The sequence below is a fragment of the Gordonia sp. i37 genome (genome assembly GCF_002043085.1).
GTDB classification, from domain to species: domain Bacteria; phylum Actinomycetota; class Actinomycetes; order Mycobacteriales; family Mycobacteriaceae; genus Gordonia; species Gordonia polyisoprenivorans.
On the sequence record NZ_MVPX01000071.1, the window covers coordinates 1 to 11,571 of the forward strand.

An 11,571-nucleotide genomic window follows, 5' to 3' on the forward strand; every position below is an offset into this window, starting at 1 on the left:
GACGCCAGCCGACCACCGGCAATGGCGCCGAGGTCGTCGGCGGCATCGGTGCCGGCGAGCAGAGTCGGTGCGACGGCCACTGTTTCGGCCAGCGGGCCGGGGACGCCGTGCCGGCCCAAGACCTCGGCGACCACGACCATCTCCACTGCCCCCGCGCCGGCACCGCCGTGTTCGTCGTCGATGAGCAGCCCGAAGACGCCGGTGTCGGCGAGTTGGCCGAAGACGTTGGCGGCCGGCGCCCGGTCACCGGCGGCCCACGCGCGGGCGACGGCGGGACTGTCGGCCTTGGTCAGCAGCGCATCGACACTGGCGGCGAGATCGTTGTGGAAATCGGCGAGCAGGAAGTCCATGTCAGCGATCCCCCCGCGGTAGGCCGAGGAGTCGCTCGGCGATCACATTGCGTTGAATCTCGTTGGTGCCGGCATAGATCGGTCCCGACAGGGAGAACAGGTAACCGTCGAGCCACGCGTCGTCGAGTTCTGCGTCGGCGCCCTGTAGGTCCAGGGCGGTCTCGTGTGCTGCGATGTCCCACTGACTCCAGAACACCTTGTTGATCGACGACTCCAGGCCGAGCTGACCGCCGGCGGCGAGCCGGCTCACGGTCTGATACGTCGACAATTCATAAGCGCGGGAACCGATCCAGGCGTCCGCGACGCCCTTGTCGGTCGCCGCGGTCGGCGGAACACTGTCGCCACATGCCTTCCACAGTTCGACGAGCCGGTCGGTGGTTGCGAGGAACCGTCCGGGCGAGCGCAGCGACAGTCCGCGCTCGTTGGCTGCGGTGCTCATCGCCACCCGCCACCCGTTGTCGACCTCACCGATCACCCCCGATGCCGCGGGATCGGCCGGGTCATCGGGGACGAAAACATCTTCGAGGAACAGTTCCGCGAAACCGGGTTCGCCGTCGAGCTGGGCGATCGGACGCACCGTCACCCCGGCAGTACGCAGGTCGAACATGAAGTAGGTCAAGCCCTTATGGCGTTGCGCGGACTTGTCGGTGCGGAACAAGCCGAATGCGCGATCGGCGAAGGACGACCGCGAACTCCACGTCTTCTGACCGTTGAGCAGCCAACCGCCGTCGGTGCGGGTGGCACTCGAGCGCAATGATGCCAGGTCGCTGCCGGCTTCCGGTTCGCTCCACGCCTGACCCCAGATGTCGTCGGCGCGTGCCATTCGCGGCATGATCCGGGACAGCTGTTCGGGTGTCGCGTGCTCGAACAGGGTGGGCGCCAACAGGAAGATGCCGTTCTGGCTGACCCTTCCGGGTGCGCCGGAGCGGTAGTACTCCTCCTCGAAGATCAGCCAGTGCAGCAGCGGCTCGTCACGACCGCCGTACTCCTCGGGCCAGCTGACCACCGACATCCGGTCGGCCGCCATCGTTCGTTCCCACTCGCGATGTGCCTCGAAGCCCTCGGCGGTGTCCATCGACGGCAACGGCTCCGCGGGAACATGGTCGGCGAGCCAGCTGCGGATCTCCGCCCGAAATGCTTGTGCCGCATCGTCCAACAGATAGTCCACGTCAGGACCCCGACCCGGCGGCGCTCTTCATCGACTTCGCATCCATCCCGCCCAGCGAATCCCCGCCGGAGGATTCGGCATTGGCCGAATGCGCGAAGTGGTGCCAACCGAAGACCGAGTCCATCGCGTTGCGCATGCCCATCTGGTCCTCGCAGATGTTGACCGCCTTCTTCGACAGGAACAGGCCCTGCATCGGCATCTCGACGATCTTCTCCGCGATGCCGTTCACCTTGCCCGCGAGTCCATCTCGTTCGACGACATGATTGACCATGCCCCACTCGGCGGCCTGGGTCGCAGTGAAGCGTTCGCCGGTGAACAGGATCTCCTTGGCCCGGCGGGGCCCGAGGACGTAGGCATGGGCGAAGTACTCGACGCCGGGAATGCCCATGCGGGCGACCGGGTCGGAGAAGAATGCGTCGTCGGAGGCGACGATGAAGTCGCAGACCCACGCCAGCATGAGCCCGCCGGCGATACATGCCCCGTGCACCGCTGCGATCATCGGCTTGGGGATGTCCCGCCACCGGCGACACATCCCCATGTAGACCTCCATCTCACGGGCCAGTCGCTGATCGGCACCCGACTTGTCGGTGTGATCCCAATGCAGGACAGCAGCATTCTCGTAATAGGTGTCGAAATCGCGTTCCGGAGTACCGATGTCGTGGCCGGCCGAGAAGTGCTTACCGTTGGCCCGCAACACGATGACCTTCACCGACGCGTCGTCGACGGCCTTACGGAACGCGGCGTCGAGCGAATAGGTCATCACCGAGTTCTGCGCATTGCGGTACCCGGGTCGGTTGAGGGTCACGTAGGCGACCGCGTCTGCCGGACCGCCGACCTCGTAGGCGACCGGCGAGGTGTCGGGTCCGAGATCGTCGGGGCCCAGGGGTGGTGGGATGACGGCGTCGCTCATGCCACCGAGCGTAACCTAGCAAGTGCTTGGTTGGTAGGGGCGGGCATGGCAGACCGCGACTCCCCGGATCGTCCGCCCTACGGCGTGACGGTGAGATCGCCGCAACCGCCCTCGGAGAGTTCCGCAGCGCATCCACGCGCCGCGTCGACGAGGTGATCGAGTTCGGTGCGATCGACGCGACCGCCCGGGCAGACGACGACCGAGGCGTGGACGCCACCGCCGGCATCGAAGACCGGTGCGCCGATGGTGACCGCGGCGATCGTGTCGTCGCCGAGCTCGTCGGGCAGATAGTCGATGGTGCTGATCTGTTCGAGGAGTTCGTCGACACGCACCCGAACACCCGCGGGCACCTTCAACGAGTCCAGCGTGGCCATCAGGGCGACGTGGTCGTCGGTCATCCGCTCGATCGAGGCGCCTCGTTCGCGGACCGCGTCGAGGACGAGTGTGAGACGGGTGCGCAGCGACGCCGGAGCCGTGGCGATCCACGACGCACGCTCGGCCGGTGGTGCCCAGGCGAGAAATTCGCGGCACACCGGCGGCCGCAACGGCATCCGGGCGTCGCTGGTCAGCCACGCCGCCGAGCCGAGGGTGCGGCCAGGTGGCGCCGACCCCACCACGATGGTGATCTCGTCACCGACCCGCCGTGCCAGGAAGCAGTGCAGGCCCAGCTGTTCGGCAAGGGCGTCGAGGAGCGGACCGGCTCGGCGAGTGAGGTGATCGGCACGGGAGATCGCGACGGCGAGGCCGACGAGGCGACCACCCGTCGAATAGTTGCCGTCGGGAAGGCGCGTGGCCCATCCGCGAGCTGTCAATTCGCCGAGGATCGCGTGTGCCGTGGCGCGGGAGTGCCCGGTTCGGCGGACAATGTCGGCGAGGGACAACGGGCCATCGGCGGTCCCGAGGATCTCGACGATCTCCACGACGCGTGCAGTCGGCGGCGACGGCGGCCGTGTCGCCGAGGAGTTGGGTGGTTGTTGACCTGGCCCGTCTGCAGCGCCTAGCGTGTCCGTCACATAGTCAATACTGAGTGTCGAATATTCGACATGTCAAGGGAGCGCAGAGTGACAGCGTCATCCGCGAGCACGCCCGTACGCGGGCACTACGAGCTGAGTCATCTCGACGCGCTCGAGGCCGAGTCGGTACACATCTTCCGCGAGGTCGCGGCGACCTTCGAGCGGCCGGTATTGCTGTTCTCCGGCGGTAAGGACTCGGTGGTGATGTTCCACCTCGCCCGCCGGGCGTTCTGGCCGGCCCCGATCCCGTTCCCGCTCATGCACGTCGACACCGGGCACAACTTCGACGAGGTCATCGACTACCGCGACCGGGTGGTCGCCGCGACCGGTGTCCGGCTCGTGGTGAGTTCGGTGCAGGACGACATCGACGCCGGTCGTGTCGTCGAGCAGACCGGCCCGGGCGCGAGTCGCAATCGGCTGCAGACCACCGCCTTGCTGCGCGGTATCACCGAGAACGGTTTCGATGCGGTGTTCGGTGGGGCGCGCCGCGACGAGGAGAAGGCTCGGGCCAAGGAGCGCGTCTTCAGTTTCCGGGATGAGTTCGGCACGTGGGACCCTCGTGCCCAGCGGCCCGAGCTGTGGCACCTCTACAACGGCCGCCACCACAAGGGTGAGCACATTCGGGTGTTCCCGCTGAGCAACTGGACCGAACTCGATATCTGGCAGTACATCGCCGAACAGCACATCGAGTTGCCGTCGATCTACTACGCACACGAGCGTCAGGTGATACCGCGCGACGGAATGCTGTTGGCGGACACACGGTTCCTCGAACGACTGCCGGGGGAGCAACCTCACACCGAGCGCGTGCGATTCCGGACGGTGGGCGACGCGACCTGCACGGGCTGCGTACTCAGCGACGCCGACACCGTCGACAAGGTCATCGCGGAGGTGGCGGCGACGCGGGTCACCGAGAGGGGCGCCACCCGTGCCGACGACCGCATCTCCGAAGCGGGGATGGAAGACCGCAAGAAGGAAGGCTACTTCTGATGCCGCATATTCCGACGCCGCAGATTCCGACGCCCCAGATTCCGATGGCTCAGATCGAGATGCCCGGCGCCACAGGAGAACTCCTACGCATCGCGACAGCGGGGTCGGTCGACGACGGGAAATCGACGCTGATCGGTCGTCTGCTCTACGATGCGAAATCGATCTTCGCCGACCAGCTCGAGTCGATCGAACGGACCAGCGCTGAGCGCGGCGACGAGTACGCGAATCTGGCGTTGCTCACCGACGGATTGCGCGCCGAACGCGAACAGGGCATCACCATCGACGTCGCCTACCGCTACTTCTCCACGCCGAGAAGAAAATTCATCATCGCCGACACTCCGGGGCATGTGCAGTACACCCGTAACATGGTCACCGGCGCGTCGACCGCGAACCTCGCGATCATCCTCATCGACGCGCGCAAAGGAGTACTCGAACAGACCCGGCGGCACGCCTTCCTGTCGTCGCTGCTCGGCATCCCGCACCTGACGGTCTGCGTCAACAAGATGGACCTCGTCGACTGGTCCCGAGCGCGTTTCGACGAGATCTGTTCGGAATTCGCCGATTTCGCGGCGAAGCTCAACATCGGTGAGATCACCTTCATCCCGATCTCGGCGCTGCGCGGCGACAACGTCGTCGACGCCTCGGAAGCGATGAACTGGTATCAGGGCCGAACGTTGTTGAGCCATCTGGAGAATGTGCACATCGCCTCCGACCGCAACCTCATCGACGCGCGGATGCCGGTGCAGTACGTGATCCGGCCGCAGCGCAGCGACGGCGCGGATCATCGCGCCTACGCCGGCACGGTGGCCGGCGGGGTCTTCGCCCGTGGCGATGAGATCGTGGTGCTGCCCAGCGGTTTCACCACCACCATCACCGAGATCTGGGGACCCGGCGGGACCAAGGTCGACGAGGCGTTCGCCTCCATGGCGTGCTCGATCGAACTCGCCGACGAGATCGACATCGTCCGCGGTGACATGCTCGCCCGACCGAACAACCGGCCCTACGTGGGCCGCGACATCGACGCGATGGTGTGCTGGTTCTCGGAGGACTCGACGCTGACCGCGCACAGCAGGTTCGCGCTGATGGCCGGAACACGATCCACCCGCACCGAGATCACCGGCCTCGCCTATCGTCTCGACGTCAACACCCTGCACCGGGACGAGGCGGCGACGTCGTTGCGCCTCAACGAGATCGCACGCGTGACACTACGCACGCAGCAGCCCGTCATGTTCGATTCGTATCGGCGCAACCGGGAAACCGGGAGCTTCATCCTCATCGACGAGGCCACCAACAAGACGGTCGGTGCCGGCATGATCACCGCCCCGGTCAGCCACGACAGCCACATCGTCTGGCAGACCACCAAGGTCGGTCGTGAGCATCGGCCCTACGCCGGCGCGACGGTCTGGCTGACCGGGTTGTCGGGGTCCGGAAAGTCGTCACTGGCAATGGAACTCGAGAGAAGATTTGTCGCCGAGGGGCGGCCCGCCTACCTGATGGACGGCGACAACCTGCGGCACGGACTGAACTCCGACCTCGGATTCGGCGACGACGATCGCCGCGAGAACATCCGGCGCACCGCCGAGGTCGCGGCACTGTTCGCCGACTCCGGATCCATCGCGATCGTCTCGCTCATCTCGCCGTTCGGTGACGAGCGCACCCGAGCGCGGGAGATCCATGCCGAACGCGGGCTGCCGTTCTTCGAGATCTTCGTCGACACCCCCCTCGACGAATGCGAGCGGCGTGATCCGAAAGGGTTGTACGCCAAGGCCCGACGTGGTGAGATCAGCCAATTCACCGGCATCGACTCGCCGTACGAACGCCCCGAGCACGCCGACCTCGTCGTGACCCCCGCCGACGGTTCCCCGTCGGAGGCCGCCGACGCGGTCCTGCGTAATCTGGGCCTGTAGTGCCCCGAGGCGTGGCCTGCGGAAGTCGCGGGCCGATCGGGGAATCGAGCATGGGAGACGAGGATGGACGATCGCGCACTCGCCGGTGAGTTGGCCACGGCCGCAGGACATCTGCTGCTGGACATCCGCGCGAACAGTGGCCTGACGGGCAAGGACCTCGGTAAGGAGGGGGACCTGCGCTCCAACGACCTGCTGATGCGCCGCCTCGCCGAGGAACGGCCCGACGACGCGGTGCTCTCGGAGGAGTCCGCCGACGACAAGTCACGATTGGGTGCGCAGCGCGTGTGGATCGTCGACCCGGTCGACGGCACACGCGAATACGGTTTGGACGGACACACCGATTGGGCCGTCCACGTGGCGCTGTGGTCGGCCGACGGTGGCGGCACACTGATCGCGGGGGCCGTGGCACTGCCAGCGTTGGCGGTCACCTACGTCGACGACGACCTCCCGATCACGCCCACCGACGGGCTGGCGAGTACCCCGAAGGGCGAGCTGCCGCGGGTGGTGGTGAGTGGTTCACGGCCCCCGGCGTTCTCGCAGCCGGTGGCCGACGCGATCGGCGGCGAGGTGTTGTCGATGGGATCGGCAGGCGCCAAGGCGATGGCCGTGGTGCGCGGTGAGGCCGATGCCTACGTGCACGCCGGTGGCCAGTACGAGTGGGATTCGGCGGCGCCGGTCGCCGTGGCACAGGCAAAAGGCTTGTGGTGCGGCCGGATCGACGGCTCGCCGCTGGTCTACAACCGCGACGACACATACTTGCCCGACTTGGTGATCTGCCGACCGGAGCTCACCGAACGGATCATCGCGGTGACGTCTGCGAGTTGAGAACCCCCGTGGGTTGAGCCTCCGGTCAGTTCGGTAAACGGCCGGCGACGAGGTCGGCGATGAGCGCATCGGGGTAGCCGGGACACACGCTGTTGTAGATGTCGATGGCCACCCCGAGTCGGGTGTTGTCGGCGGTGGCGCCGTTGGCGCGCAACACCGCCGCCTGCGTCGAGCGATCCAGTGTCACGAACTGGCTGCAGGTCATCGTCGTCGCGTTCGGTGGCGCGGGCACGTCGCTGATCGGTGCGTCGGTGCTCGAATCGGGTTCGGTCGAATCCGGTTCTGTCGCATCGGGAGCTGGGGAGTCGGGAGCTGGGGAGTTGGTGGTGGCGTCGGGATCGGTGGTCGTCGTGGAGATCGAGGCGCCCGACGGGTCGGCCACCGGGTCGCCGCTGACGGTGCACGCGGGCACCGCTGCGAACACCACCGCGGCGAGCGCGATGATGGCCACCCGGATTCGGCGTGTGCTCGTGGGTGATTCGGTACGCATGGGTGACTCCGTGTTCATGCGAGAGTTCTTGCCGGTGCCAGGCCCGACAGCACCGAGTTCAGCGCGGCACGCAGGTCGGCGACCTCGATGCGCATCAGTTCGTCGTGGGTGAGGTTCTCCAGATCGCCGCCCGCCGACAGGCGCACCTCACGTTCCTCTTCGGCGGCCTCGATGATGTTGCGGATGAACCGGCCGTTGCCGGCGAGGTCGGTGGCTCGCTGGGTTCCACCGGGGCCTTGGCGCACATCGTGATACAGCGGTGTGCATGCCTGCTCGAGTTCGGCCATCGCCTCTGCCGTGAGGATCGAATCCCGTTGCGCGGCCAGGAACTCGCCGATGCGGGCAAGCTCGCCCGGCGTGTAGGACTCGAAGCGGACGCGGCGGGCGAAGCGCGAACCCAGCCCTTCGTTGGCGGCGAGGAAGCGGTCGATCTCGGCGTCGTAGCCGGCGATGATGACCACCAACCGGTCGCGGTCGTCCTCCATTCGCGCGAGCAGGGTGTCGACGGCTTCCCGACCGAAGGCGTCGCCCCCGGAAAGGCCTTGCTGGATCAGAGTGTACGCCTCGTCGATGAACAGCACACCGTCCATCGCGGAGTCGATCAGCGTTGATGTCTTGATCGCGGTGGAGCCGAGGTGCTCGCCGACCAGATCTCGTCGGGTCGCCTCGATCACCTTGTCGGACTTGATGAATCCGAGTCCGCAGTACAGCGTGGCGATCACCCGGGCGATCGTCGTCTTACCGGTACCGGGTGGTCCGGTGAAGGCCAGATGCAGACTGCGCGCCGACGTCGACAGCCCGCGATCGGCCCGGATCCGTGCCAGTGTCGCCGCCGACTTCAGTTTGGCCACTTGCTCTTTGACCGACTCCAGACCTATCTGTGCGTCGAGATCCCGTTGCGCCCGGGCGACGAGGTCGTCGCCGTCGACCGAGGCCGGGTCCGCGGCGTCGGTGCCGGGTGTCGACGCCGGGTCCCACATGTCGGCCCGTGCCGCGATCTCCTCGGCGCTCGTCACGGTCAGCCGCAGAGTCTGGCTGCGCATCGCGTCGGCGGCCGCGGTGAACGCCGGATCCCGGGAGAATGCCTGCTCGAATGCCGCGCGGGCCTGATCCTCCTGACCGGTTTCCCGCAAGGCGAGCCCGAGAGCGAACAGCGCCCGGGTCGCGCAGGAGGGGATCGGGCCGTCGATGGCCCGCTGCAGCCGGCGCAGCCCCTCGGTGAACATGCCCAGCTGCACGCACGCGCTGCCGCACATGTAGTCGGCGGCGCTGCCCAGATACTCGTCGGCCCAGGAGTCGGTTCGCCCCAGTGCGGTCAGGACATCGGGCCAGCGCTGCGCCGAGAAGTGCAGCACGCCCGTCATGAACTCGGCGATCGGTGCGTCGCCGGTGATCTGTGACAGGACCTCGGCGGCCCCGGCGAGATCGTGTCCACGGATGAGGGTGGCGGCGTACGCGGCGACGGCGTGGTCGGCATCGACGAGTGGATAGTCGATGAACATCCCGGTGTACCAGCGGCCGACGAGCAGTCCCGGCGGCAGCCCGAGCCGACGCTGTTCGCGACCGATCGCATCGCGGTGGCGATACACCGCGAGCAGCGCCTCGTTGACCGCGTCGCCCGTACCGACGGCCGCCGGTCCGCACGCGAGCCGGCCGATCCAGGCGTCGGCCATGCCCGGGTCCCACTCGCTGGCGCGGGTGAAGGCGAGAGCCGCCTGCTGCGGATTGTCCACCGGATCGGTGCCCTCGACCGCAATACCCATCGACAGCACGCCGAGTTCGAACAGTTGTCGTGCCCTGCCGACGTCGACCATCGAGAACTCCCCCCGTTTCGGACCCTGCGAGGAGCCTAATCGGTGGCGCGCGTCACGGGGAGATGATGTGCACCGATACCCACGTGCGCTGTGGATTGTGTGGACTCACGAGGCTCCGGTGGCCACGTCTATCATGGCCGGGTGAGCGATCAGACTCATGTGGACACCGTCTCCGCAGCCGCCCAGTCCCCCGATCATCCTCAGCCCTACCGTGAACTCGGTCTCAAGGACGACGAGTACGACCGCATCCGCGAGATCCTCGGACGCCGACCCACCGATGCCGAGCTGGCGATGTACTCGGTGATGTGGTCCGAGCACTGCTCGTACAAGTCCTCGAAGGTGCATCTGCGGTACTTCGGGGAGACCACCACCGACGAGATGCGGGCGGGGATGCTCGCCGGGATCGGTGAGAACGCCGGCGTCGTCGACGTCGGCGACGGCTGGGCGGTGACCTTCAAGGTCGAATCGCACAATCACCCGAGTTACGTCGAGCCGTACCAGGGTGCGGCGACCGGCGTCGGCGGCATCGTGCGCGACATCATGGCCATGGGTGCGCGGCCGATCGCCGTGATGGATCAACTGCGCTTCGGTCCTGCCGACGCCCCCGACACCCGGCGCGTTGTCGACGGCGTGGTGCGCGGGGTCGGTGGCTACGGCAATTCGTTGGGCCTGCCGAACGTCGGCGGCGAGACCGTCTTCGATCCCAGCTACGCCGGCAACCCGCTCGTCAACGCGCTGTGTGCGGGTGTGCTGCGCACCGAGGATCTGCACCTGGCGTTCGCCAGCGGCGCGGGCAACAAGATCATCTTGTTCGGAGCGCGGACCGGGCTCGACGGCATCGGCGGTGTGTCGGTGCTGGCGTCGGAGACCTTCGACGATTCGGGGGAGGCCGGTCCGAACCGCAAGAAGCTCCCGAGCGTCCAGGTCGGTGACCCGTTCACCGAGAAGGTGCTCATCGAATGCTGCCTCGAGCTCTACCACGCGGGACTGGTGGTGGGTATCCAGGATCTCGGCGGCGCCGGATTGTCGTGTGCCACCTCGGAATTGGCTGCCGCCGGTGACGGCGGCATGCGGATCGAGCTGGAGAAGGTACCCATGCGTGCGGTCGGTATGACACCGGCCGAGGTGCTCTCGAGCGAATCCCAGGAACGCATGTGCGCGGTGGTCACGCCGGAGAACGTGGAGGCATTCCTGGCGGTGTGCCGCAAGTGGGACGTGCTGGCCACGGTCATCGGGGAGGTCACCGACGGCGATCATCTGGAGATCACTTGGAACGGTGAGACCGTCGTCGACGTACCGCCGCGCACGGTGGCCCACGAGGGGCCGGTCTACGAGCGGCCCCTCGCCCGACCGGAGTGGCAGGACGAGGTCATCGCCTCGAGCACGGCGTCGCTGGCGCGGCCCTCGACGTCCGGCGAACTGCGCTCGACGTTGTTGACGATGCTGGCCTCGCCGGCGCTGTGCAGCCGCAAGTTCATCACCGAGCAGTACGACCGGTACGTGCGCGGCAACACGGTGCTCGCCGAGAACGCCGACTCCGGAATGATCCGCATCGACGAACGCACCGGCCGCGGGATCGCGCTGGCCACCGACGCGTCGGGCCGCTACACCTATCTCGACCCGTACCGCGGAGCGCAACTCGCCCTCGCCGAGGCCTATCGCAACGTCGCCGCATCCGGTGCCACACCGAAGGCCGTCACCAACTGCCTCAACTTCGGGTCACCCGAGGACCCGGCGGTGATGTGGCAGTTCCAGCAGGCGGTTCGCGGTCTCGCCGACGGGTGCGCGCAGCTCGGTATCCCGGTGACCGGCGGCAACGTCAGCTTCTACAACCAGACCGGCGCGACGGCGATCCTGCCGACACCGGTGGTCGGTGTGCTCGGCGTGATCGACGACGTCCGGCGCCGCATCCCCACCGGATTCGGCACCGAGCCCGGCGAGACACTCATCCTGCTCGGGCAGACGCGTGACGAGTTCGACGGCTCGATCTGGGCGCAGGTCGCCCACGATCACCTCGGCGGCGTGGCACCGGAGGTCGATCTCGACCACGAGAAGCTGCTCGGCGACATCCTCACCGCCGCATCGCGCGACGGCCTGGTCTCCGCCG

The 11,571-nt window shown here is 67.3% G+C and carries 10 protein-coding genes; 4 read left to right on the top strand and 6 right to left on the bottom strand.

Translation table 11 applies throughout. The features are described 5' to 3' along the window. The 4 genes from B1964_RS03040 to B1964_RS03055 form a co-directional block, all read right to left on the bottom strand. The coding region (locus B1964_RS03040) for an acyl-CoA dehydrogenase family protein (RefSeq protein ID WP_172398736.1) at positions 1 to 350 on the bottom strand (350 nt) is incomplete at its 3' end. A 1-nt stretch (position 351) separates the two neighbouring features. Next, positions 352 to 1,518, bottom strand: a complete 1,167-nt coding sequence (locus tag B1964_RS03045) for an acyl-CoA dehydrogenase family protein (RefSeq protein ID WP_079928756.1) — start codon at positions 1,516 to 1,518, stop codon at positions 352 to 354. 1 nt (position 1,519) lies between these two features. Continuing rightward, positions 1,520 to 2,428 carry an enoyl-CoA hydratase gene (locus tag B1964_RS03050; protein ID WP_079928757.1) on the bottom strand — a complete coding sequence of 303 codons (909 nt, stop codon included), beginning with the start codon at positions 2,426 to 2,428 and terminating at the stop codon, positions 1,520 to 1,522. A 77-nt stretch (positions 2,429 to 2,505) separates the two neighbouring features. After that, positions 2,506 to 3,441: a helix-turn-helix domain-containing protein gene (locus B1964_RS03055; protein ID WP_253193864.1), complete on the bottom strand. Its 936-nt coding sequence runs from the start codon at positions 3,439 to 3,441 to the stop codon at positions 2,506 to 2,508. 30 nt (positions 3,442 to 3,471) lie between these two features. Here B1964_RS03055 and cysD point away from each other — a divergent pair, with 30 nt between their 5' ends. The 3 genes from cysD (at position 3,472) to B1964_RS03070 (ending at position 7,160) form a co-directional block, all read left to right on the top strand. Then, positions 3,472 to 4,428: a sulfate adenylyltransferase subunit CysD gene (cysD, locus tag B1964_RS03060; RefSeq protein WP_079928759.1), complete on the top strand. Its 957-nt coding sequence runs from the start codon at positions 3,472 to 3,474 to the stop codon at positions 4,426 to 4,428. 44 nt (positions 4,429 to 4,472) lie between these two features. Then, positions 4,473 to 6,335 carry an adenylyl-sulfate kinase gene (gene cysC, locus B1964_RS03065; protein WP_035727758.1) on the top strand — a complete coding sequence of 621 codons (1,863 nt, stop codon included), beginning with the start codon at positions 4,473 to 4,475 and terminating at the stop codon, positions 6,333 to 6,335. Positions 6,336 to 6,398: 63 nt separating this feature from the next. After that, positions 6,399 to 7,160, top strand: a complete 762-nt coding sequence (locus B1964_RS03070; RefSeq protein WP_079928760.1) for a 3'(2'),5'-bisphosphate nucleotidase CysQ — start codon at positions 6,399 to 6,401, stop codon at positions 7,158 to 7,160. A gap of 25 nt (positions 7,161 to 7,185) precedes the next feature. Here the strand turns inward: B1964_RS03070 and B1964_RS03075 are convergent, their stop codons facing one another. Continuing rightward, positions 7,186 to 7,650 carry a hypothetical protein gene (locus B1964_RS03075; protein ID WP_079928762.1) on the bottom strand — a complete coding sequence of 155 codons (465 nt, stop codon included), beginning with the start codon at positions 7,648 to 7,650 and terminating at the stop codon, positions 7,186 to 7,188. Between the two features lie 14 nt (positions 7,651 to 7,664). Further along, positions 7,665 to 9,464 carry a type VII secretion AAA-ATPase EccA gene (gene eccA, locus B1964_RS03080; protein ID WP_014361363.1) on the bottom strand — a complete coding sequence of 600 codons (1,800 nt, stop codon included), beginning with the start codon at positions 9,462 to 9,464 and terminating at the stop codon, positions 7,665 to 7,667. 141 nt (positions 9,465 to 9,605) lie between these two features. Between eccA and purL the strand changes: the two genes are divergently transcribed. Beyond that, the coding region (gene purL / locus B1964_RS03085) for a phosphoribosylformylglycinamidine synthase subunit PurL (protein WP_253193865.1) at positions 9,606 to 11,571 on the top strand (1,966 nt) is incomplete at its 3' end.